The 22,437-nt window shown below is 68.1% G+C and carries 16 protein-coding genes; 5 read left to right on the top strand and 11 right to left on the bottom strand.

Going from position 1 to position 22,437, the window contains the following annotated elements; all coding sequences use genetic code 11:
- From Q0066_RS16055 to dnaB, 3 genes are all read right to left on the bottom strand, one after another.
- The coding region (locus tag Q0066_RS16055) for a class I SAM-dependent DNA methyltransferase (protein WP_298134817.1) at positions 1 to 1,264 on the bottom strand (1,264 nt) is incomplete at its 3' end.
- A 499-nt stretch (positions 1,265 to 1,763) separates the two neighbouring features.
- On the bottom strand, positions 1,764 to 3,944 hold the full coding sequence (locus Q0066_RS16050) for a KAP family NTPase (protein ID WP_298134814.1): 2,181 nt from the start codon (positions 3,942 to 3,944) through the stop codon (positions 1,764 to 1,766).
- Between the two features lie 140 nt (positions 3,945 to 4,084).
- A complete protein-coding gene (gene dnaB / locus Q0066_RS16045; RefSeq protein ID WP_298134813.1) occupies positions 4,085 to 5,452 on the bottom strand; it encodes a replicative DNA helicase in 1,368 nt (455 codons plus the stop codon).
- 492 nt (positions 5,453 to 5,944) lie between these two features.
- On the opposite strand from dnaB, the gene Q0066_RS16040 reads away from it, so the two are divergent.
- The 3 genes from Q0066_RS16040 to Q0066_RS16030 all read left to right on the top strand — a co-directional run bounded on the left by Q0066_RS16040 (position 5,945) and on the right by Q0066_RS16030 (position 9,134).
- Entirely contained in the window at positions 5,945 to 6,289 is a 345-nt protein-coding gene (locus tag Q0066_RS16040; protein ID WP_298134811.1) for a metal-sensitive transcriptional regulator, read from the top strand.
- Between the two features lie 20 nt (positions 6,290 to 6,309).
- Positions 6,310 to 6,513 (top strand): cation transporter, encoded by a 204-nt coding sequence (locus tag Q0066_RS16035; protein WP_298134810.1) that lies wholly within the window; start codon positions 6,310 to 6,312, stop codon positions 6,511 to 6,513.
- A gap of 416 nt (positions 6,514 to 6,929) precedes the next feature.
- A complete protein-coding gene (locus Q0066_RS16030) occupies positions 6,930 to 9,134 on the top strand; it encodes a heavy metal translocating P-type ATPase (protein WP_298134808.1) in 2,205 nt (734 codons plus the stop codon).
- A gap of 13 nt (positions 9,135 to 9,147) precedes the next feature.
- Here Q0066_RS16030 and Q0066_RS16025 read toward each other — a convergent pair whose 3' ends face one another.
- The 3 genes from Q0066_RS16025 to cydC form a co-directional block, all read right to left on the bottom strand.
- On the bottom strand, positions 9,148 to 10,584 hold the full coding sequence (locus Q0066_RS16025) for a glycosyltransferase (protein ID WP_298134806.1): 1,437 nt from the start codon (positions 10,582 to 10,584) through the stop codon (positions 9,148 to 9,150).
- A 213-nt stretch (positions 10,585 to 10,797) separates the two neighbouring features.
- Positions 10,798 to 11,730 carry a neutral zinc metallopeptidase gene (locus Q0066_RS16020; protein ID WP_298134804.1) on the bottom strand — a complete coding sequence of 311 codons (933 nt, stop codon included), beginning with the start codon at positions 11,728 to 11,730 and terminating at the stop codon, positions 10,798 to 10,800.
- Between the two features lie 4 nt (positions 11,731 to 11,734).
- Entirely contained in the window at positions 11,735 to 13,345 is a 1,611-nt protein-coding gene (gene cydC, locus Q0066_RS16015; protein WP_298134802.1) for a thiol reductant ABC exporter subunit CydC, read from the bottom strand.
- Between the two features lie 142 nt (positions 13,346 to 13,487).
- On the opposite strand from cydC, the gene Q0066_RS16010 reads away from it, so the two are divergent.
- Positions 13,488 to 14,690, top strand: a complete 1,203-nt coding sequence (locus Q0066_RS16010; RefSeq protein ID WP_298134801.1) for a hypothetical protein — start codon at positions 13,488 to 13,490, stop codon at positions 14,688 to 14,690.
- A gap of 178 nt (positions 14,691 to 14,868) precedes the next feature.
- Here the strand turns inward: Q0066_RS16010 and cydD are convergent, their stop codons facing one another.
- The 3 genes from cydD to Q0066_RS15995 all read right to left on the bottom strand — a co-directional run bounded on the left by cydD (position 14,869) and on the right by Q0066_RS15995 (position 19,404).
- Positions 14,869 to 16,548 carry a thiol reductant ABC exporter subunit CydD gene (cydD, locus tag Q0066_RS16005; RefSeq protein ID WP_298134820.1) on the bottom strand — a complete coding sequence of 560 codons (1,680 nt, stop codon included), beginning with the start codon at positions 16,546 to 16,548 and terminating at the stop codon, positions 14,869 to 14,871.
- A 243-nt stretch (positions 16,549 to 16,791) separates the two neighbouring features.
- Positions 16,792 to 17,853, bottom strand: a complete 1,062-nt coding sequence (gene cydB / locus Q0066_RS16000; protein WP_298134818.1) for a cytochrome d ubiquinol oxidase subunit II — start codon at positions 17,851 to 17,853, stop codon at positions 16,792 to 16,794.
- A gap of 18 nt (positions 17,854 to 17,871) precedes the next feature.
- Entirely contained in the window at positions 17,872 to 19,404 is a 1,533-nt protein-coding gene (locus Q0066_RS15995) for a cytochrome ubiquinol oxidase subunit I (RefSeq protein ID WP_298134799.1), read from the bottom strand.
- A 168-nt stretch (positions 19,405 to 19,572) separates the two neighbouring features.
- Between Q0066_RS15995 and Q0066_RS15990 the strand changes: the two genes are divergently transcribed.
- The gene (locus tag Q0066_RS15990) at positions 19,573 to 19,887 is read left to right on the top strand and encodes a BlaI/MecI/CopY family transcriptional regulator (RefSeq protein ID WP_298134798.1); all 315 of its coding nucleotides are present in this window, start codon (positions 19,573 to 19,575) and stop codon (positions 19,885 to 19,887) included.
- A gap of 45 nt (positions 19,888 to 19,932) precedes the next feature.
- On the opposite strand, the gene Q0066_RS15985 is transcribed toward Q0066_RS15990, so the two are convergent.
- A complete protein-coding gene (locus Q0066_RS15985) occupies positions 19,933 to 21,504 on the bottom strand; it encodes an urea amidolyase family protein (RefSeq protein ID WP_298134796.1) in 1,572 nt (523 codons plus the stop codon).
- On the bottom strand, positions 21,504 to 22,262 hold the full coding sequence (locus Q0066_RS15980) for a 5-oxoprolinase subunit PxpA (protein ID WP_298134795.1): 759 nt from the start codon (positions 22,260 to 22,262) through the stop codon (positions 21,504 to 21,506). The genes Q0066_RS15985 and Q0066_RS15980 overlap by 1 nt, the downstream gene beginning before the upstream one ends.
- Between the last annotated feature and the right edge of the window lie 175 nt (positions 22,263 to 22,437).

Raw genomic sequence — 22,437 nt, 5'->3', positions numbered from 1 at the left:
GTTCCTTGCGCTTGTCGCCCAACGACTTGCGCATCTTGGTGCCGAGCTCGCGGGCATCGATGAGCTTGACGGTGCCGCGGTCCTCGTCCGACTTGCTGTTGGTGAGGATCCACACATAGGTCGAGATGCCGGTGTTGTAGAACATCTGGTCCGGCAGGGCGACGATGCCTTCGAGCCAGTCGTTCTCAAGGATCCAGCGGCGAATCTGCGACTCACCGGATCCGGCCTGCCCCGAGAAGAGGGGTGATCCGGAGAGGACGATGCCGACGCGGGAGCCAGCCGGCTTCATGTGCGACAGCATGTGCTGCAGGAAGAGAAACGACCCGTCCGAGATGCGCGGAAGGCCGGCGCCGAAGCGTCCGTGGAAGCCCTGCTTCTCGTGCTCGGTTTTGATCGGCCCGGCGTACGCCTTCCAGTCCACCCCGTACGGCGGGTTCGCGAGGATGTAGTCGAACTTCTGGGTCGGGAAGGCGTCGCTGGTGAGGCTGTTGCCGTTGCGCATGCGCTCGGGTGCGGTGTCTTGCATCATCAGGTCGGACTGGGCGATCGCCCACGTCTCGTCGTTGAGCTCCTGGCCGTAGACGTTGACGATGGCGGCTGGGTTGAGCTCCTTGATGTGCTGCAGTGCGGTCATGAGCATGCCGCCGGTGCCGGCCGCCGGGTCATAGACTGTGCGGACGGGCTTGGGGTTTTCGGTGAGCTCCTTGGCCGCTTCTCCGGACACCAGCAGGTTGACCATGAGGCGGATGACCTCGCGCGGTGTGTAGTGCTCACCGGCGGTCTCGTTGCTCATCTCGGAGAACTTCCTGAGCAGCTCTTCGAAGATGTACCCCATGGCCTCGTTGCTCACCATGGAGGGGCGCAGGTCGAGGTCGGCGAAGTCGGCGAGCACCGCGTAGAGGATCCCGGCGCGGTCGAGGCGCTCGAGCTTGGGGTCGAAGTCGTAGGCCTCCATGACGGCGTACGCCTCAGGGGACAGCTTGCGGATGTAGGCGCGTAGGTTGTCAGCGAGGTCCTTGTCGTCGCTGAGCAGGGTAGGGAAGGTGAGGGGAGAGGTGTTGTAGAACCGGTGCCCGGCCTTCTTCTTCAGCAGTGCTGCCTGACCTTCTCCGATTGTGCCCATGCCCTTGGCGGCGTCGAGGACGGCCTGCTTCGTCGGCGCGAGCACGGCATCCATGCGGCGAAGGACGAGTAGCGGCAGCATGACGGAGCCGTACTCGTGCTGCTTGAAGGTGCCGCGGAGCTTGTCAGCCACCTTCCACACGAAGGCGACCTTGTCTTGGAAACCCTGCGGTGACATCAATCCCTTTCAGTGGCGCTGGCCGCCACGGGTGGTGTTGATGGCGGCCACCCAACCCGAGTGAATCCTACTTCCACTACGCGCGTAGGGCGACCTGGGGCGTGAACCGCCATCCGCGCTCATCCCCTGACAAGACATATCGATGACGTCGTAGCTGTGCTTGCTGACTATCCACGACCGGATACCCAACCGCGTCCGCGGCACACATCCGATCAACCAGCCGTTGGCCCGAACGCGGCGGCCAGCCTCAGGTCTTCTGCGACGACGTGCGCCGATGGCGGTACGTCCGTGAGTGCGAACAGGTCATCGCGCAAGCTGAACTCGTTGGTTGCCTCGATCTGCCTCGGATCGTTCGGTGGGCGATGCAAGATCGAGTTAGCGTTGGTCGCGGTGCGCTGGCAGCCTCACTACGCGAATCACGAAGGTGGCTAGCTCGGGAAGAAGAGCGGAGTCCGGCGAGAACCTACACGTCGTTGTCGGATTGACTTCCCTCATTGTTACCGGCCGAGTCTGCCTCATCGGTCGGACCGTTCAACGGGGGAGTGATGAACTGGGCTGCGAATTGACCCCGGCGGGTCCAACTGCTGTCCGACCATTCGCCCGTGTCCCTGTCGCTACCTGACCGGGCCTCGACACCAGTCACCTTGGCAAAGAGTTCCCCATCGAAGGACGCACTTGTTGGGCGGCCTGACCCGCCAATGACGTATGCCAGCCCGACGAGGCGAGCGGCCACGTCCTCGAGTGTGAACTGATTGGCGGCCAAGCCACCAGCGACCTGGTTGTGCAGTTCCTCCATCCTCGATGACTCAGCTACCAGCGCGTAGAGATAGCCGATGCCGCTCTGCGCGTCCGACTCGTCGCGGCCTCGTAGGTCTTCAAGAAGCACCGGCAGGATCCGGCCCACTTCGCGCTCCAGCGCACTGTTGAGGGCATCCCGTGTTTCCTGCCTCAATCCCTCGAGGTTACGGGTAGCGGTCTTGACGACATGTGCCCGTCGCTGGATATCGGCGCACTTGAGGAGTGCCTCGTCGACGGCACATGTTGGGTCGGTGTTGAGGAGTTGTCGTAGAAGGGTCGCCGACCACCATCTCAGCTGGTCGCCTGTTGAAACTAGGGCGGTCAGGCGATCATCGTCCGCCTCATGGACCAACGTCATTGCTGCCTGCAACAGGGCGAGAGTGACGGCTCCTCGGCGGCCCGTATGGCTTTGCTCTTCGCCGACGTCGGGGAAGCGGTCTCGGATTTTGCCGAGCGCGAGTGCCAGACGCTCGGTATCTTCGTCAGTCAGGAGGATGCGAAGCGGGCCATCCTCGCCGCCCGCGGCCAACTGCAATCCCACGTCGATGGTTGCGTCTGGGATATCGCCCTCTGGAATTGCTTGGGCCAGATAGCGGTCGAAGTAGTCGGGGTGTGCGAATCGTCCTGGTTGTACGCGCGTGGGACTCGTGTCGCGAACGGCTGGAAAGATCGCCCCCAGAACGGCCAGCGCGGCGTCGCGATCCGCGTTTCGTTCGAGGACACTCATGAGGCCAGTCCAGTCGGGCTGCTTGTCCCTGTATCGATCAAGGCTGTTGTGGGGCCCGTGACCCTTTGTGAGGTCGGCCTTCCAGGTTTGCAGCAGGGCGAACACATCGGGAAATTGGATTCTTAGGAAGGTTTCGAGGATGAGATCGACATCGTTCATCTCGTCAAGGTCATGAGTACGGAACTGTTCGCGAACTTGCGCCAGAAACCGCTCGATTGCTCTGGATGTGGTCAACTGAGCAGGCATGATCGAGAGGATGATGTCGCTGAAGCGGTGGCGGTCGAAGTTCTTTTCGATCCGCTCCGGTGTCACGATATCCGTGAGTCCCGTGGACAGTGCCCGCACGATCTTGCTTGTGAGCAGAGGCGGAACGCTGAGCGGATACTGCACGATCTTCTCCATAAAGGAGCGTGCTCGTGCCTTCGATGCGCTGCCATGACCAGGGCTTTGGAGAGTCCCGACCAGCGTCTGTTCGTCGTAGGCCAACAGGAAGTCCACCCCAGGGAAGCGACCGAGGAGTCTCACGACCTTGAGTAGGTCGAGCAACTCAGTGGGCTGCAACCGGTCGATGCCGTCGACCACGACTAGCACCGGTGTGTGTAGCTTCCTCAACTCGGTGGCGAGGTCTTCAAACGCGACGTTCCAGGGCTTCGCGAGGCGGTGTTCGAGCGTCCGGGACGCCTCCACCACGGCCGAGCCTGCCAATGGGATCAGTGACACGAAGGGCCGCGCGATGTCTGCGTACGAGGCGATCAAGTTGCGGACCTTGTCGCCTGACTTCTCTGGCGCAATTGTACTGAGGGCAGCGAAGAACTCGGAGAGCAGTCCTTCAGTGCCGGTCGTTGCCCAGGGGGTAAACGACACAACGCGCCACTCATCGCCACTGCTTCGATCCTCGGTGAGGTAGGTGGTGAGGAGGGCGATGACGGAGGTCTTCCCGCTGCCCCAGGGGCCCTCCAGTCCATAGACGACACTCGAATGCGGCGTGTGGTTTTCTGCGATGAGCCGGGCCGCGCGCTGCGCGACGGGCGCTCGTTCAAGTCGGTCCTCGGAAACGGTCGTTATCGGATCGTCTCGCCATCTCCTATGCGGCAGTTCCTGCGAGTACTGGTCACTCATTGGGTTGCCGCCCCCAAGTTCGGCGAGAGCCCCCAATTGTGCCTCTGCGAGCCTTGCCTGACCTCGAAGGTCTCAGGATCCTCCTATGTAACATACGAGCCTGTTTTGTGACCTCTTCGCTGCATCTCGACGCACCCACCTCAGTGCTGCATGTCGACGAACCGGCTGTAATGCCCCTGGAAGACCGTCGGGATCGTCGCGGTCGGACCGTTACGGTGCTTGGCGACGATGAAGTCGGCCTCGCCGACCCGGTCGGAGTCCTTGTCGTAGGCGTCGGCGCGGTGCAGCAGGATGACCATGTCGGCGTCCTGCTCCAGCGAGCCGGATTCACGCAGGTCGGACAGCATCGGCTTTTTGTCGGTGCGCTGCTCGGGGCCGCGGTTCAGCTGGGAGAGCGCCACCACCGGCACGCTCAGCTCCTTGGCGAGCAGCTTCATCTGGCGGCTGAACTCGGACACCTCGAGCTGGCGGGATTCGACCTTCTTGCCCGAGGTCATCAGCTGCATGTAGTCGACGATCACCAGCTTCAGGTCGTGCCGCTGCTTGAGCCGGCGCGCCTTGGCCCGGATCTCCATCATGGTCAGGTTCGGCGAGTCGTCGATGAACAGCGGCGCGCTGGACACCTCGCCGGTCTTGCGGGCGATCCGCTGCCAGTCGTCGTCACCCATCTGGCCCTTGCGGATGTGGTTCAGCGGCACCCCGGCCTCGGCCGAGATCAGCCGCTGCACGATCTCGGACTTGCCCATTTCTAGGGAGAAGAAGACGCTGGTCAGCTTGTTCTTGATGGACGCCGCACGCGCGAAATCCAGTCCCAGTGTCGACTTACCCATACCCGGCCGGGCGGCGACGATGATCATCTGGCCGGCGTGCAGGCCGTTGGTGAGCTCGTCGAGCTCGATGAAGCCGGTCGGCACCCCGGACAACACGCCGTGCTGGCTGAGCGACTCGATCTCGTCGAGGGTGCGCTCCATCAGCACGCTCAGCGGCTCGTAGTCGTCGGAGGTCTTGCCCTCGGCCACCTCGTAGATCGCCTGCTGGGCGCGGTCGACGATGTCGGACACCTCGCCGCCGCCGGTGTAACCCATCTGGCTGATCTTGATCGAGGCCTCGACCAGCCGCCGCAACACCGCCTTCTCTTTGACGATCTCGGCGTAGAAGCTGGCGTTCGACGCGATCGACACCATCGACAGCAGGTCGTGCAGGTAGATGTGTCCGCCGATTTTGCCCAGCTCGCCGCGCTTTGCCAGCTCGTCGGCGACGGTGATCGCGTCGGCCGGCTCGCCGCGGCCGAACAGGTCGATGATCGCGTCGAAGATCTGCTCATGCTTGGGCAGATAGAAGTCGTGACCACGGACGATCTCGGCGACGTCGCCGATGGCGTCCTTGCTCAACAGCATCGCGCCCAGCGCCGACTGCTCGGCCTGCACGTCCTGCGGCGGAGTCCGGTCGGGGCCGCCACTGAACTCGCCGGGCGGCTCTTCGTACGGGGGAAGCGAGGCGAGTGACATAACCCCTCCTCACATCTGCGTTCATCACTTACGTTGGCACGGTAGTCGGACGCTCGGACAATTCTGTGCCCGTCGTTCGTCAGTTCGAATGTGCGATCTCTCGCGGGTGCCGTGCAGGACGATCTGCGCGGCGTATCGCCCGACCATAGCCACGGCCTCGCGGGATCGTCCAACCGTAGTTATCCACAGCTTTGTTCATCGCCTGTGGATCCTGTGGAGCCAAGGCGTGTCGCCTGTGTACGACGCGCCGAGCGACCGTGGATGAGAAATTTCCATTGCGCTCATTCTGGCTTTCACTAGGTGTGTTACTCGATCGGGGGTGTGAGTTCTTAGGAGTCTCGCGGGTTGGGTGCGGTTTGACAGTCGCCTGGGGGCCTGGTGTATGCCGCCCCGCCTTCGCAGGTTATGCACACTATAGACCCTTGCGTACATACCCATAGGGGGTATAGTGACAAGGGTTGATGCTCAATGTCGCACGACCAGGAGGGCGCTATGTCGCAACAAACCTCGGTAGATCCGGGTTATCCGGACAATCCCGACCAGGCGTCGTCCACCGGTCACGGCTACCTGACCACCAAGGACGCCTACCTCAAGCGGCTGCGCCGCATCGAGGGCCAGGTCGGCGGCCTGTCGCGCATGGTCGCCGACGAGCGCTACTGCATCGACATCCTCACCCAGATCTCGGCCACCACCCGGGCGTTGGAATCGCTCGCCCTGGGCCTGCTCGACGACCACCTGAGGCACTGCGTGGTCCGCGCCGCTCGCGAAGGTGGCGACGAGGCCGAGATCAAACTCGCCGAGGCCCGGGACGCGATCGCGCGCCTCGTCCGATCCTGACCGAACGAAGGAGAAACATCATGGAGAGCACCTACACCGTCGAAGGCATGACCTGCGGGCACTGCGTCGCCGCCGTCACCGAAGAGGTCAAGCAGATCCACGGCGTCACCGACGCCGTCGTCGTCCTCGAGGGCGGCAAGCTGACCGTGACCTCCGAGGCGCCGGTCGACTTCGACCGGATCGTCGAAGCAGTGGCAGAGGCGGGCGACTACACCGTCTCCTGATCCTCGGTTTGGGCTTTGGGCTTTGGGCTTTGGGCTTTGGGCTTGGGGCTCTGGCTGGGGCCCCGGTCGTCGGGTTTCAGGGGGGTGCCGCGGCGGGACCGGACGCCCTCGCCGCCCACCTTCAGATCGCCGGGGCAAGCCCCGCCGATCTTCCGGACGCCCACCTACCTGCCGAGGGCGTCCGGTTCCGCCGCTTAAACGCTTGCGGGCCGTTGGCCAACCCGCCGCTCATGCTTGCGGGCCATGGGTCGACCCGCCGCTCATGCTTGCGGGCCGTCGATCCACCCGCCGGGGGCGAGGGTCGACCCGTCGGGTGCTCGGAATCTCGCTTTCAACCCGGGTCTGTGTATGCAGGCCCGGGCAGCGAGTGGGCCGCCCTGTTGAAAATCGATAGAACTCACGAAACGAAGAAGGACATGACCACCACCGCGCAGCATCAATCGATCGAACTCGACATCGATGGCATGACTTGTGCCTCGTGTGCGGCTCGGATCGAGAAGAAGCTCAACAAGGTGGACGGGGTGACTGCCTCGGTGAACTATGCGACCGAGAAGGCCCGGGTGCTCACCGATACTCCGATCCCGGTGGCTGATCTGATCGCCGTCGTCGAGCAGACCGGCTACCACGCGGCGCTGCCCGACCCTGCCAAACCCGAGGTCGACCACGCCAAGGAACTGCAGAGCCGGGTGATCGTCAGCGCGGTGCTGGCGCTCCCGGTGATCGTGCTGGCGATGGTGCCGGCCTGGCAGTTCCCGGGTTGGCAGTGGGTCTCTCTGGCGCTGACGATTCCGGTCTACGGCTGGGCCGGCTATCCGTTCCATCGCTCGGCGGTGGTCAACGCCCGGCACTTCGCCACCACCATGGACACCCTGATCAGCCTCGGCACCACCGCCGCGATGGGCTGGTCGCTGTACGCGCTGTTCTTCGGTCACGCCGGCATGATCGGCTACACCCACGGCTTCGAGTTCATGCTGATGCGCGGCACCGGCGAGGGCAGCGTCTACTTCGAGGCCGTTGTCGGCATCATCACCTTCCTGCTGCTCGGCCGCTGGTTCGAGGCCCGCTCCAAGCAGCGCGCCGGCGAAGCCGTCCGGGCGCTGCTGCAGTTGGGTGCCACCGAGGCAACCCTGCTGCGCGGCGGCGTCGAGACCCGCGTCCCGGTCGATTTCCTGAAGCCCGGCGACACCTTCGTGGTGAGGCCGGGGGAGAAGATCGCCACCGACGGTGAGGTCATCGAAGGCAGTTCGGCGGTGGACGCCTCGATGGTCACCGGCGAATCAGTGCCGGTCGACGTCGGACCCGGCGACGCCGTCATCGGGGCCACCGTCAACGCCAACGGACGGCTCATCGTGCAGGCCACCCGGGTCGGGGCGGACACCCAACTGGCGCACATCGCCCGGCTGGTCGAGCAGGCCCAGACCGGCAAGGCCAACGTGCAACGGCTCGCCGACCGGGTCAGCTCGGTGTTCGTGCCCGTGGTCATCGGCTTGGCGGTGATGACCCTGCTCGGCTGGCTGCTGGCCGGCGCCGGTTTCGCCTTCGCCGCCTCGGCCGCCGTCGCGGTGCTGATCATCGCCTGCCCCTGTGCTCTCGGCCTGGCCACCCCGACCGCCCTGCTGGTCGGCACCGGACGCGGCGCGCAGCTGGGCATCGTGATCAAGGGCCCCGAGATCCTGGAACGCACCAAGTCGGTCAGCACCGTCGTGCTGGACAAGACGGGCACCGTCACCACCGGCACCATGGCCGTGGTCGAGGTCGTCGGCGAGGGGCCGGACGCCGGCTGGCTGCGGCTGGCCGGGGCGGCCGAATCGGCCTCGGAGCACCCGATCGCCCAGGCGATCGCTGAGCATGTGGCCTCCGACGCGGCCGTGACCGATTTCGAGAACCTGCCCGGACGCGGCATCCGCGCCACCGTGGACGGCCATCAGGTGCTGGTCGGGACGCCCGCCCTGGTCGGGGTGGACGTCGGAGCCGAGGGTTCGGCCCCGGATGCGGTGAACGCGTTCGTCGGATCCCAGGCCAAAGGCCACACCGCCGTCCTGGTCGCCGTGGACGGCGAACTGCGCGGCATGATCGCCGTCGCGGACGCCGTCAAGGACACCTCGGCCGACGCCATCGCCGACCTGTTGGCGCTGGGCCTCACTCCGGTGCTGCTCACCGGCGACGCCCGCGCGGTCGCCGAGGCGGTGGCCGCCGAGGTCGGCATCGAGAAGGTGATCGCCGAGGTGCTGCCGGCGGACAAGCTGGCCGAGATCAAACGGCTGCAGGCCGACGGCACCCAGGTGGCGATGGTCGGCGACGGCGTCAACGACTCCGCCGCACTGGCCCAGGCCGACCTGGGCATCGCGATGGGCACCGGCACCGACGCGGCGATCGCGGCGTCCGACCTGACCCTGATGCGTGGCGACCTGCGGCTGGCCGCCACCGCGATCCGGCTCTCCCGGGCCACCCTGGCCACCATCAAGGGGAACCTGTTCTGGGCCTTCGCCTACAACGTCGCCGCGATCCCGCTGGCCGCGCTCGGCTTCCTCAACCCGATGATCGCCGGCGCCGCGATGGCACTGTCGTCGGTGTTCGTGGTGCTGAACAGCCTGCGGCTACGCCGCTTCGGAGTGCGCTGACCCGCAGGCGTCGTCAGTGCAGCCGGCCGCTGAGCCGGGGGCGTCCCAGATCGGGCTTCAGGTAGTCGCTGAGCGCCACCGGGCGTCCGGCCATCAGGTCGGTGTAGATGCCCAGCATCTCCTTGGCCTGGCGTTCGATCGGCCACTGGCCGGCGAGCTCACGGCTGCGAGCCGCCGCCTTGGTGGCGAACTCCTCGTCCTTCAGCAGCCGCAGCATCGACATGATCGCCTGGCTCAGCGACACCATGTTCGGCCGTGCCACCAGGGCATTCACCCCCGGGTCGACGACCAGGTTGAGCTCGGGATCGACGATCACCAGCGGCAGCCCGCACAGCGCCGCTTCGTGCAGCACCAAGGCCTGGGTGTCGGTCTGGGACGGGAAGACGAACATGTCGGCACTGCCGTAGTAGGTGGCCAGATCGTCGTGCGGCACCCGGCCGACCAGCCGGACACCGCCGTACCGGGCCGCCCGCTGCAGCCGCCGGCGCAGCGCCTGGGCGGTGTCCTGGAAGTCGCCGACGATCATCAGCTCGGCGTTCGGCTCGAAATCGCGGACCAGTTCGAAGGCGTCGAGCAGCAGGTCGAGGTTCTTCTCGGGTGAGATCCGGCCGACGTAGAGCAGCCGTGGGCCCTTCCCGTGCGGCAGCGGCTTGCGTTCCGGCAGCGGATCGGCACCGTTCGGCACCACCTTCACCTTGGCGCCCGGCGCCAATTCGAGCACCCGCTTGCCGGTCTTGTCCGACGGCGTGGTCACCAGATCGGCGGTGGTCAACATGTCGGACGCCGCCTGCAACAACTCCAGCTGCGCACCACCCCGGCGCGGCCGCTTGAACCGCAACTTGCGCAGCTTCGCCCAGGGCTTCGACTCGGCCCGCATCGCGAACAACCGGTAGGCGGCGTTCAGGAACGGTCCCAGGTGCCAGTAGTGCTCGGCGTAGGCCTCCAGGTCGGTGTGCCAGGTGACCACCAGCGGACGCTCCGCGCGCTGCGCCACCCACATGCCCAGCAGCCCCACCCCGCCCAGGCCGTGCACGTGGATGATGTCGGGCGGATCGGCGACCAGTTGGGCCAGCCGGAACTCCAGGTCGCGGCCGAGCGACAGCCGGATTCCGGCCCCCGGAATCGGCACCGACGGCATTCGGATCTCGCGACGATGCGGATTGTCGGCCAGCGGATTCGGGCCCTTCGCCTCGGGAGCCACCAGCAGCACCCGATGGCCCGCCTTGAGCACCTCGCGCTCCAGGAACTGCACCGCGTACAGCAGCCCACTGGGAGCCGGCCCGTAGTTGTCGGTGAACTGTGCGATGGTGAGCGGACGCGACGGCTGCGGTGCGACGTCCGTGACACGGGGAAACTCGAAAGTGGCCGGGTCGTCGGGGCTGGGCAACGGCTCGACCGGATCGGTGCCGGCCTCGCCGCGTTGGACGGGCGCGCTCTCCAGGTCAGCCATGCCGACAGGCTAGTGGACGTACGCCGCCACTCCGGCGTCCGCGCCGCACACAGAGCTGGTCAACGCCGCACACAGAGCTGGTCCGCGCCGCACACAGAGCTGGTCCGCGCCGCGCACGGAGCTGGTCAGCGCCGCACACAGAGCAGGGCTGCGCGGCATACAGGGCGGGTCAACGCCGCACGTAAAGCAGCACCGTGCCGCATACGGGGCGGGTCAGCGCACCCTGGACGCAGGCTCCTTCCAGGTGTTGCAGGCACCCAGATCGGCGCCGTTCAGGCCGCGGGCGCCCCAGTACTGTTGCGCCTTCACCGAGCCGTGGCCGACCGGATCGTCGGTGTGGCTCCACACGTCACGGAAGTAGCTGTGGTCGGCGGCGCTCAGCTCGTAGCTCTCCACGTTCGCGAACACGTAGTAGGTCCAGCAGAAGACCTGCAGCTCCTCGCGCCGGGTGGTGATCGCCTTCTCCTCGCTGAGCCCGTCGGCGGCCTCGAACATGCCCATCATCGCCTGCACGTGGTGGCCGTACTCGTGGATGACGACGTCGGCGATCATCAACCGGCCGTACTGGGAGTCTTCGAACACCTGGTCGGAGAAGTAGAGGGTGGCGTCGCGGGTGCAGTAGAAGGCGTAGGCGTCCTGCTCGGAGCCGCACGGCGAACTGGTGGATCGGCCATAGAACTTGTGCTTGGCCGCTTCGAAGTTTCCACCGGCTTGGTTCACCAACGGCTTGAAGATCCCCGCCAGGCAGTCGATCAGGCTGCTCACCTGGGCCTCGTAGGCCTCGCGGGTGGTCACCGAACGGGCCGCTGGGCAACTGCCCTTGACCTGCATCGGGTAGATCTTGCTGTCGGTCAGCGGGTCGCCCGGCCGGAAACTGGGTGCCGTTCCCGCCGCGGTGCCGGTACGGGAACCGGCCGGTTCGCTCAGCGCCGTGTCGAACACCGGCAGGGTTTGCAGCACCGCGGCCACCAGGCCGATCACGACCAGGACCACCACCAGGAACCGGCCCGGACTCGGTGGTTGACGCGGCGGCGAGAGCGGCGCCGGAATGCCGAATTGGGCGGGCAGGCCCGGCGAGCCGAATCTGGGCGGTAAGAAGTGGCCGACGTCCGGCCCATTGCTGAGCGGAGGCAGGCCGTGGGTCACGTCGTCAACGATAGGGGACGGCGCCAACCGCGAGTTCGACGGTGCGGTGGCAGCGTGCGACGACGTCCGGATCGTGGGTGATGACCAGCAGCGGCACCCCGGCCATCGAGGCGAAGATGTCGTCCAGCAGGGCCTCGGCGGTCACCGCGTCCAGATGTTCGGACGGCTCGTCCAGCACCACCGCCTGATACTCGCCGGCGAACAGCCGGGACAGTGCCAGCCGGCGCGCCTCGCCGCCGGACAGCGTCGCCCCCTCCTCGCCGACGACGCGGGCGGCGTCCAGCGGCAGCCCGGCCCGGTCCAGCGCGCGCCGGACGCCTGCGGCGTCGGCGTCCCGGTTGCCGATCCGGACGTTCTCGGAGATCGAGGTGGCGAAGATGTGGGCGTCCTGGGCCAGGTAGCCGACCCGTCCGGTCACCTCGACCCGCCCGGACCTCGGCGGGATCAGGCCCAGGATGGTGGCCGCCAAGGTGGTCTTCCCGGCGCCGGACGGCCCCACCACCGCCACGCTCTCGCCCGGCTCGACCCGCAGGGTGAGGCCCTCGTGCAGCACGGGGCCGCCCGGCCAGCCGATCGCCAGGTCGTCCAGCACCAGCGGACCGGGGGCGACATCGGTGCTGGGCAGGTCGCGGTCGCCGACGCCGACGGGGACGGCGTCCAGCAACTGCCGGACGCGGGCCAGTGAGGCCAGCGCGCGGGTGGCGCTCTGCGCGGCCTGGGTCAAGGTGGAGAGCACCTCGTGCAGCGCCAGCGGGGTGAGCACCAGCACCGCCAGCATCACCGGCGGCAGCGTACCGTCGGCGACCAGCGGCCCGCCGATCAGCAGCGCGGCGATCACCGCGGTCGCCGCGGCCAGCACCTGGCAGCCGGACGCCACCCCGCGCACCCAGGCGCCGCGTTCGTCCAGCCGGCGCAACTCGTCGTCGGCGGCCAGCACCCGGCGCAACTGTTCGTCGGCGGCACCGTAGGCGACCAGGTCGGGCGCCGTCCGGGCCAGTTCATGGACGCCGGCGGCCAGCTTTCCGCGGGCCGGTGCGGCCGCGGCGTCCCAGCGACGGGAAACCCGCTGGGCCAGGCCCGGCACGATGACGCCGCCCAGCAGCGCGGAACCGAGCAGCACCAATGCCGTGGCGGGCGAGAAGGCGGCGAAGACCGCCGAGGTGGCGACGATCACCAGCGACGCCGACACCACCGGCACCACGAACCGGACCACCAGATCCTGCACGGCTTCGACATCGGCGATCACCCGGGTGAGCAGGTCGCCGCGACGGGTGCCGAGCAGGGTGGTGCGGGCCAGGTGACTGTAGGTGCTGAGCCGCAGCGCGCTCTGCAACCGCAGCGCCACATCGTGGCCGACCAGACGCTCCAGATAGCGGAACAGGCCGCGCGAGATGCCGAACACCCGGACGCCGATGGCGGCCACCTGCAGATAGAGCACCGGCGGGTGCTCCGCGGCACGCGACAACAACCAGGCCGAGACCGCCATCAGGGCCACCGACGAGGCGGCGGCGCCGAAGGCCAGCAGCGTGGCCAGGGCCGTTCGGGCGGTCGCTCCTGGGACGAGTTGGATCAGCCAACGCCAGCCGGAGCCGTCCGCCGCCCGCGCCGCTGCCATGCCAGCAGGATAGGTCACCCGGCCCGGCGTACTCCGGGGTTTGCCGTCGGCGGATCTCCGGCGCCCGGTCAGCTCTGTGCTGACCGGTTGCGGGCCCACCCGCGAGTAGCCTGTGCCGCAACGATTCCCGAGGGAGCACGTGATGAGCCAGCCGCCGAACCCGCCCACCGGTGGATCGCCGCAGCAGCCAGGTGGCGAGTGGCCACCGCCTCCCGGTGGGACCGGCGACTGGCAGAGCGACCCGACCCACCACCTGCCCACCCCGCCGCAGTACCCGCCGACCCAGCCGATGCCGGCCCAGCAGCCCGGAGAGCAATGGCCCGGCGAATCGTGGTCGGCTCAGTCTCCACAGGGCCAGCCGTGGCCGGGCCAACCGGCGCCCACCCAGCCGTTGCCCGCCCAGGAGCAGCCCTACGGCCAGAATCCGTACGGCCAGCCGCCGTACGGGCCGGGTTCCGGACAGAACGGTCCTGGGGGGTACGGCCCGTCCGGCCAGTACGGAGCGGCGGGTGCCTACGGGACGGGTGCGCCCGGCGCCGGGACCGGCGGCCCGGGCTACGGTCCGCCGGGACAGTACGGCCCGCCCGGCGGCAACTTCGGCGCGCCACCCAGCGGCGGCTTCGGTGCTCCGCCCCCGGGTGGTGGTCGCGGCCGGAACCCGGTGCCGATGATCCTCGGCATCGTCGCCGTGGTGGTGGTGATCGGACTGGTCGGCTGGTTCTTCTTCCTGCGTCCGACCGGCACCGCGACGCCGTCGCCCAGCGCCCCCGCCCCTACCCGGTCCTCGGTCGACCCGACGCCGCCGATCCTCGGACCCTCCAGTGCGCCGTCCACCGAGCCGCCGTCCTCGACAGGCCCGAGCCTGCAGCCCTCGTCGAGCGCGGCCGCACAGTGCAGCGCGGAACTCACCAAGCTGCAATGCGAGTGGGCGGTGTACCTGCGCAGTTATGTCCAGATCGACACCTGCCGGCCGGACAGCAGCGACATTTCGCGGCAGGCGTTCCTCTGCACGGCCAACGCCCGCGGCAAGCTCCACGGCGAGGCCACCGTCGCCCTGCGTTCGGCGGTCGACTCCAAGGACCTGACCGAACTGATGGACGACTTCTTCCGCCGCGCGGGCATCCCCAAAGGCGAGATCGGATCGAACTGGAAGAAGCCCCCGGCCCACACCAACTGGTGGTACACCGACACCCCGAAGAAGATCGAAGGCAAGCTCGGCTCCGCGGCTGCGAAGGACGGCACCGGCCGCGTCGCCTGGACCTTCAGCAAGCAGCGGTTCTTCATCGAGGCGGTCTCGGACGGCGACACCGCCAAGACGATGATCGACTGGTGGGCCCGCACCTGAGTTCTGCTCAGCTCGTACTGGAACGCTGACTACCGTGACCACCGCCGGTTGAGCTTGTCGAAACCCTTCGCAGCGCCCGAACCCAGGTCTCGACAAGCTCGACCAACGAGAGTCGAGCTTCCCTCGGCGGCGCCCAGTGCCCGGGAGTCGAGCGGTTGGGCCGAGTGCGGATCGCGAGTCAGCCGAGGTGCAGGACGTGGTCGGCGCGGGCGATCACGGCGGGCCGATGTGAGACGGCGATGGTGGTGGTGCCGAGGCCGGTCACCGCGTCCAGCAGGGCCGTCTCGGTGGCCGCGTCCAGGCCTGCGGTCGGTTCGTCCAGCACCAGGACGTCGGCCTGACGGCGGCTGACCCGCAGCAGTGCGCGGGCCACCGCCACCCGGCGGCGTTCGCCCGCCGACAGGCCCTCGCCGTCGTCGCCGACACCACGAGCCGGGTCGAGGCTGTCGCCGCCGGCGAGCCGCAGCGAGTCTCGGACGGCGTCGTCCGTGGCGTCCGGAGCGCCCAACCGGATGTTGTCGGCGATCGTCCCGTTGACCATGCCCGGGTTCTGCCCGACCCAGGCGATCCGGGCCCGGCGGGTGGGTGCGTCGGCGGGGCGGCCGTCGAGCAGGAAGCGTCCTGAGGCGGGGCTGACGAAACCCATCAGCGCGTACAGCAGGGTGGTCTTGCCGGTGCCCGAGGTGCCGGTGATCACGGTGAGTTCGCCGGTGCGTGCGGTCAGGTCGACGTCGTTCAGGACGGGTGCGGCAGCGCCCGGGTAGTGGACGGTCAGGCCGGTGATCTGGAACAGCGGGGTGGGTGGCTGGGGCCGGTCGATCACAGCGGTCTCGACAAGTTCGACCGACGAGGCGGTGGCCAGCGTGGGCACGACAGGCTCGACTGCCGAGGGTGTGGCGGAGGGACGTTGCTCGAGCTTGTCGAAAGCACCGTCCGCGGAGGCGTCCGAGGGCTGCTCGGCGCCCTCGATCAGGGCGAACGCCGATTCGGCGGCAGCCATCCCGTCCGCGGCGTCGTGGTAGTGGACACCGACCTGGCGCACCGGCAGGTAGACCTCGGGGGCCAGGATCAGCACGAAGAAGGCGGCGGTCAGATCCACCTCGTGGAACACCACTCGAAAGCCGATCGCGACGGCGACGATCGCCACCGAGAGGCTGGCCAGCAGTTCCAGCACCAGGGCGGACAGGAACGAGATCCGCAGCGTCCCCATGGTCTCCCGGCGGTGGGCGGCCTCCGAGCGGCGCAGCCCTTCGGCCTGGGCGCGGGCGCGTCCGAACACCTGCAGGGTGGGCAGTCCGGCGACCAGATCCGCGAAGTGCCCGGCGAGCCGGGTCTGCACCCGCCAGCGCTTCCGCGTCCGGGCCTCGGTGGTCCAGCCGACCAGCGCCATGAAGAGCGGGATCAGCGGCAGGGTGACCGCCACGATGATCGCCGAGGTGAGGTCGGAGGTGAGGATCGCGACGCCGATGATCAGCGGCACGGTGACCGCCAGCAGCAACTGCGGCAGGTACTTGGAGTAGTAGCCGTCGAGGGCGTCCAGGCCCTGGGTGAGCAGCGTCACCAGCGACGCGGTGGACGGCTCGGGCCGCACCGGATCGACCAGCCGGGCGGCGAGGACGTCGCGGCGCAACCGGGATTTGACCGCGGCCGACGCGCGTTGGGCGAGCCACTGGTTGAGCCAGGCCAGGATCGCCTTCCCGGCGAACACCCCCACCAGCATCGGCACCGCCCAGGTCAGGACGCCGAGCGCGTGGGTCTCGAAGATGTCCCCCAGCGCCGACGACAATGCCCAGGCCTGGACGATGGTGAGCACCGCGGTCGCCGACCCGACCGCGACCCCGGCGACCAGGTATCGCAGCGTGTCGCGTCCGCGCCGCAACAATCGTGGATCGAGCGGGCCGCGGCGGCGGGCATCGGTGCTGCCGGACGTCGTGCTCACCCGGCCATCCTTGCGCATCCCCGGTAGCCGGTGTTCCGCGGACCCCGCACGCCAAGGCCCTCCCTAACTATCTCTGCCCTCCCACATGCGGGAGGGCAGAGATAGTTAGGGAGGGGCATACGGAGTATGCAAACCCAAACCCGGCCGGCGGACGCCGCCGGGTCAGGCCACCGGTTCGGGGGCGTGTGCGTCGTCCGGGATGTTCTTGGTGGACAGCCGACGGCGGAACACCCAGTAGGTCCAGCCCTGGTAGGCGAGCACGATCGGGATGAAGAATGCCGCCGTCCAGGTCATGATCGTCAGCGTTGTGGGGCTGGCGGACGCCGTCACGATGTTCAGCGGGGTCGCGGCGGCCGCGGAGTTGTCGAAGCCGAGGTCGGGGTACATCCGCAGGAAGATGCTGATCCCGATCACCACGGTCGCCACGGCGGTGCCGACGAACGCCCAGCCGTCCCGATCCGCGCGCACCATGTACCAGGCCATCACCAGCCCGGCGGCGGCGACCAGCGCGAGGATCCACCCGGACGCCCCGGTGCCGTAGGCGAAGTTCGACCACAGCAGCCAGATTGCGCCGCCACCGATGGTGCCCAGGCCGAGCCGTTCGGCGAACAGCTTGGCCCGCTCATGGACCTCGCCGCGGGTCTTCAGCGCGATGAAGATCGCGCCGTGGAACAGGAACAGTGCCACGAAGACCACGCCGCCGAGCAGCGCGAACGGACTGAACAGCGACCAGAACCCGCCGGTGAAGACGTGCACGCTGGCACGCCCCTCGGCGACCGCCACCGGCATCCCGATGACGAAATTCGAGAACCCGACGCCGAGCACGAACGGCACCACGAACGAGCCGATCGAGGCACCCCGGTCCCAGCGGTACTTCCAGGACTGCTCGGGGCGCTTGGCCCGGTACTCGAAGGCCAGGCCGCGCACGATCAGCGCGAGCAGGATCAGGAAGAACGGCAGGTACATCGCCGAGAACAGCGTCGCGTACCAGCCGGGGAAGGCGGCGAACATCGCACCGCCGGCGGTGATCAGCCACACCTCGTTGCCGTCCCAGAGCGGGCCGATCGTGTTCACCAGGACGCGCCGCTCCTTGTCGTTGCGGCCCAGGTAGGGGATCAGCATGCCGACACCGAAGTCGAAGCCTTCGAGCACCAGGAAGCCGATCCAAAGCACGGCGACCAGCCCGAACCAGACCAGCTGCAGGGTGGAGGGTTCCATAATCATCACGCACACACCCCTTTCTCAGTAGGCGAAGGACAGGACGTCGTCATCGTCGGTTATCTGTTGCACCGGTTCCACCTCGGGCAGTCCGAGCTTGATGTACTTCAGCATCAGCCCGACCTCGACCACTGCCAGGGCGCCGTAGACCAGGGTGTAGCCGATCACGCTGATCAGCATCTCGGTCGCCGTCACCCCCGGCGAGATGCCGGCCATGGTGGGTAAGACCCCGGACACCAGCCACGGTTGCCGGCCCATCTCGGTGAAGATCCAGCCGAACGAGTTGGCGAACAGCGGACCCAGCGTCATCGCGATCATCAGCAACGTCCAGATGATGTGGTTCGGCGGCAGCTTGCCCTTGCGCAGGAACCACAACAGCAGCACCGCCACGCCCACCGCCGCCATGCCGAGACCGATCATCAGCCGGAAGCTCCAGTAGGTGACCGGGATGATCGGCGTCGCGGTCTCCACGCCCCAGGCCCGCATGTGATCGGCGTAGGCCCGCTGCAGTTCGTTGGTCGGGTCGACCAGCTGGCCCTGGGCGTGGGCCTCCTTCAACTCGTTGATGCCCTGCACCCGGCCGTCCCAGGTTCCGGTGGCCAGGAAGGACAGCAGGTTCGGCACCTCGATCGCGAACAGCGGGCGTGAGCCGTCCAGGGTGCCGATGGTCAGAATCGAGAACGGTGCGCCGCTGCCGTCGCCGCCGGCACTCTCGTAGAGCGCCTCGGCGGCGGCCATCTTCATCGGCTGCACCTGGGTCATGATCTTGCCGGATTCGTCGCCGGTCAGCGTCAGGCCGACGCCCGAGACAAGCATCGCGATCGCCGCGAAGGTGGCCGCGAAGCGGTGCGCCGCCTCGGTGTTGTCCTTCGGCTTCGCGGGCTCGGCGTCCGCGCCGTCCGCTTCCTCGGCCGCCGCGGCCGTGCGGTTCAGCTTCGACAGGTGCCAGCCGGAGACCGCGGCGACCAGCGCGGACGCGGTCAGCCAGGACGCCATCAGGGTGTGCGGCAGTGCCCACAACAGCACCGGGTTGGTCAGCACGGCACCGAAGTCGGCCATCTCGGCGCGGTCGGTGACCGGGTTGTAGACGCCGCCCTGCGGATTCTGCATGAACGAGTTGGCGGCCAGGATGAAGATCGCGCTCAGGTTGGTGCCGATGGCGACCATCCAGATGCAGGCGGCGTGGATCTTCTGCGGCAGTCGGTCCCAGCCGAAGATCCACAGGCCGAGGAAGACCGACTCCATGAAGAAGGCCAGCAGCGCCTCGAGTGCCAGCGGCGCGCCGAAGATGTCGCCGACGAACCGCGAGTACTCGCTCCAGTTCATGCCGAACTGGAATTCCTGGACGATGCCGGTCACCACGCCCATGGCGAAGTTGATCAAGAAGAGCTTGCCGTAGAACTTCGTCAGCCTCAGGTACTTGTCGTTGCCCGAGCGCACCCACAACGTCTGGAAGATGGCGACGATGAACGACAGCGCCAGCGTGATGGGGACGAAAAACCAGTGATAGACGGTAGTGATGCCGAACTGCCACCGAGCGATCGTGACCGGATCCATGCGGGCAATGTACCTCGTCAACACCCTGCTCGGTCCCTCGGATGGGTGACTCGTCCCACAACTGGTCGACTCTGCGCGCAAGCGAGCGGCGGGGCTCGCCGGTACGAACTATGGACGAGATGTACTACAACGCGTCGTAGATGGCCGATTGGGGCATAGGATGCATCCATGCCGGTGTTAGGCGAACTGGAACAGGCCGTGATGGAGGTGCTGTGGGAGAGTCCCACGGCGCTGCCGGTGCGCGACGTTCAAGCGGCGCTGGCCGGTGACCGTGAGCTGGCCTACACGACCGTGATGACCGTGATGGACCGGTTGGCCAAGAAGGGCCAGCTGCTGCGCGAACTGAACGGTCGCGCCTGGCGCTACCGGCCCGCGCAGTCCTGGGTCGAACTGGTCAGCGACGAGATCGTGGCACTGCTGGCCACCGGGACGGCCGAGCAGCAGCACGCCGTCCTCGATCAGGTGCGCGAACGGGTCCGCTGAGCCTCGTTTCGTCTGCCGGGTGCTGCCGCCGAGGTCGTCCAGCACTCACCCGAGATGCTGCTCCACGCGCCGGAAGCGGATCCAGTCGCCCGGCCGGGCCTGGGCCAGGGCGTCATTCGCGGTTTCGGTCAGCACGCCGACGACGGGATAGCCGCCGGTGACCGGATGGTCGGCTCCGAAGATCACCGGCCGGCCGTCGGGCGGCACCTGGATGCTGCCCCGCACCATCGGCTCGCTGGGCAGTTCGCGTCCGGCCAGCTCGAGACGCCGTCGCAGCGGCTCGCCCCACACGCGGACGCCAACCCGATCGCTGTGCTCGGAGAGCCGCCAGCGCCGTCCGAACAGTTCCGCGGCATCGGCCAGCCAGTCGGATCGCGGGCCGGGAAGCACGTCGAGCCGTCGCTCGGTCTCGGGGAGCTGTGCGCGGGGCACGCTGTCGACGCTCAGCAGCGGGGTGAGCGCCGCGCCGACCGCCAGCCGGTCACCCGGGTCCAGCCGCGGCGGTCCGAGGCCGGACAACGTGTCGCTGCTTGCCGAACCCAGGATCAGCGGCACCTCGAAACCGCCGGCGACCGCGAGATAGCTGCGCAGCCCAGCGGAGGGGACGCCCAATCGCAGCGTCTGCCCCGGCCTGAGATAGACGGGTCCGGCGTGGGTGACCGGACGTCCGTCGACGGTGGCCGCGCAGTCGGCGCCGGTGACTGCCACCAGGCAACTGGACGCCGCGCGCAGCGCCAGCCCGCCCAGGGTGATCTCCAGGGCTGCCGCGCCCGAGGGGTTGCCGACCAGCCGGTTGGCGAGCCGATACGCCGTCCGGTCGGCAGCCCCGGACGGCGACACACCCACCGCCGCATAACCCGGCCGTCCCTCGTCGACGAACAGCGCGAGCGGCCCGGTGGTGAGCACAGTCAACGCACTCCGCCGGTCGGGGCCGGCCACCTGGTGGTCGAGCTTGTCGAGACCCCTCTCGGGGCGCTTCTCGTCGACGGCGCGGAACCGTACCCGGCCGCCCGGTTGCAGCAGCGCGGGCGGGGTGCGCTCGGCGTCCCACAGCGTGACCTCGGTGCTGCCGATCAGCTGCCAGCCGCCGGGGGAGGCGCGCGGGTAGATGCCGCTGAACGGGCCCGCCAGGCCGACGGCGCCGGGCGGCACCCGGGTGCGCGGCACGGCACGCCGCGGCACCTGCAGCCGTTCATCGCCGCCGACCAGATAGGCGAAGCCAGGCGCGAACCCACCGAAGGCGACCGTCCAATCACGGCCGGTGTGCGCGGCTATCACCTCCGCCGGCGTCAGTCCGGTGATTCGGGCGACCTCGGCCAGATCCTCACCGTCATAGCGGACACTGATCTCGACCGCCTCGTCCGGGTCAGTCGGGCCGGTGGCGATATCCAGTCCGGGAAGCAGCGCTGCTGCCGCGTCACGAACACCAGCCAGGGCGTCCGGGTCGTCGACGCTGAGCAGCACGGTGGTGGCGGCCGGCACCACATCACGAACTGGAGTGAATGCGCCGTGACCGGCCACCGATGCCAGCGCCGTTCTCAGTGCCAGGACGGCGTCCAGGCTGTCAACCTCGATCAGCAGCGCGCGTTCACCGCAGGGCAGCAGCCGGCCGTCCATCAGGTGAAGGCCCGCACCTCGACGCCGGCGGTCTCCAGCGCCCGCCGAACGTGCCGTGCCATGGCCACGGCGCCCGGCGAATCGCCGTGGGTGCACAGGGATTCGGCCGACATCGGCACCTCGGTGCCGTCCACGGCTGTGACTACTTTGTCGCTGACCAGTCGGATCACCCGGGCTGCGGCGACGTCCGGATCGTCGATCAGATCGCCCGGCTGGCCGCGCGGCACCAGCGTGCCCTCGGGGGTGTAGCCACGATCGACAAACGCCTCGGTCACCGTGCGCAGGCCGGCTGCGTGGGCCTGCTCGAGCAGCACGCCGCCGGGCAGCCCGAGGATCGGCAGGCCGGGGTCGAAGGAGATAACGGCACTCACCACGGCGCGGGCATGGACCTCGTGACGAACCACCGTGTTGTACAGGGCGCCGTGCGGCTTCAGGTAGGCCAGCGAGGTGCCCGCGGCGACGCACATGGCCTGCAATGCGCCCAGCTGATAGAGCACATCGGCCCGCAGCTCGGCCTCGGAACAGTCCAGGAAGCGACGTCCGAAGCCGGCCAGATCGCGGTAGGAGACCTGGGCGCCGATCCGGACGCCGCGGCTCGCTGCCAGCGCGCAGGTGCGTTCCAGGGTGAGTGGATCGCCGGCATGGAACCCGCACGCCACATTGGCGCTGGTCACGATCTCGAGCATCGTGTCGTCGTCGCCGAGCCGCCACCCGCCGAACGATTCGCCCAGATCGGCATTGAGATCGATCGCCGCCATGGCGCAAACCCTACTGGCGATCAGTCTGAAATCGACCCCGGAGTGGAGGCGCCGGCGCGCTGCCCACGGCTCAGTACACGTCGCTGCGACGCCGTCTCTGGGGTCGATTTCAGAACAACTGCCCGGTACCTCGCTGCGCTTCTTCGCCGGTGGAGCTGGCCGAGACCCCTGCTCA

This window comes from Micropruina sp., from assembly GCF_027492755.1.
In the GTDB taxonomy this organism is placed as follows: Bacteria; Actinomycetota; Actinomycetes; order Propionibacteriales; family Propionibacteriaceae; genus Micropruina.
Note: the sequence above shows the minus strand (reverse complement) of the source record. Positions and strands in the feature narration are given on the sequence as shown.

Excerpts from the sequence above, each read along its gene's own strand:
- Q0066_RS16050 (WP_298134814.1), bottom strand. The coding sequence starts at position 3,944 with ATGAGTGACCAGTACTCGCAGGAACTGCCGCATAGGAGATGGCGAGAC.
- dnaB (WP_298134813.1), bottom strand. The coding sequence starts at position 5,452 with ATGTCACTCGCCTCGCTTCCCCCGTACGAAGAGCCGCCCGGCGAGTTC.
- Q0066_RS16040 (WP_298134811.1), top strand. The coding sequence starts at position 5,945 with ATGTCGCAACAAACCTCGGTAGATCCGGGTTATCCGGACAATCCCGAC.
- Q0066_RS16035 (WP_298134810.1), top strand. The coding sequence starts at position 6,310 with ATGGAGAGCACCTACACCGTCGAAGGCATGACCTGCGGGCACTGCGTC.
- Q0066_RS16030 (WP_298134808.1), top strand. The coding sequence starts at position 6,930 with ATGACCACCACCGCGCAGCATCAATCGATCGAACTCGACATCGATGGC.
- Q0066_RS16025 (WP_298134806.1), bottom strand. The coding sequence starts at position 10,584 with ATGGCTGACCTGGAGAGCGCGCCCGTCCAACGCGGCGAGGCCGGCACC.
- cydC (WP_298134802.1), bottom strand. The coding sequence starts at position 13,345 with ATGGCAGCGGCGCGGGCGGCGGACGGCTCCGGCTGGCGTTGGCTGATC.
- Q0066_RS16010 (WP_298134801.1), top strand. The coding sequence starts at position 13,488 with ATGAGCCAGCCGCCGAACCCGCCCACCGGTGGATCGCCGCAGCAGCCA.
- cydB (WP_298134818.1), bottom strand. The coding sequence starts at position 17,853 with ATGATTATGGAACCCTCCACCCTGCAGCTGGTCTGGTTCGGGCTGGTC.
- Q0066_RS15995 (WP_298134799.1), bottom strand. The coding sequence starts at position 19,404 with ATGGATCCGGTCACGATCGCTCGGTGGCAGTTCGGCATCACTACCGTC.
- Q0066_RS15990 (WP_298134798.1), top strand. The coding sequence starts at position 19,573 with ATGCCGGTGTTAGGCGAACTGGAACAGGCCGTGATGGAGGTGCTGTGG.
- Q0066_RS15985 (WP_298134796.1), bottom strand. The coding sequence starts at position 21,504 with ATGGACGGCCGGCTGCTGCCCTGCGGTGAACGCGCGCTGCTGATCGAG.
- Q0066_RS15980 (WP_298134795.1), bottom strand. The coding sequence starts at position 22,262 with ATGGCGGCGATCGATCTCAATGCCGATCTGGGCGAATCGTTCGGCGGG.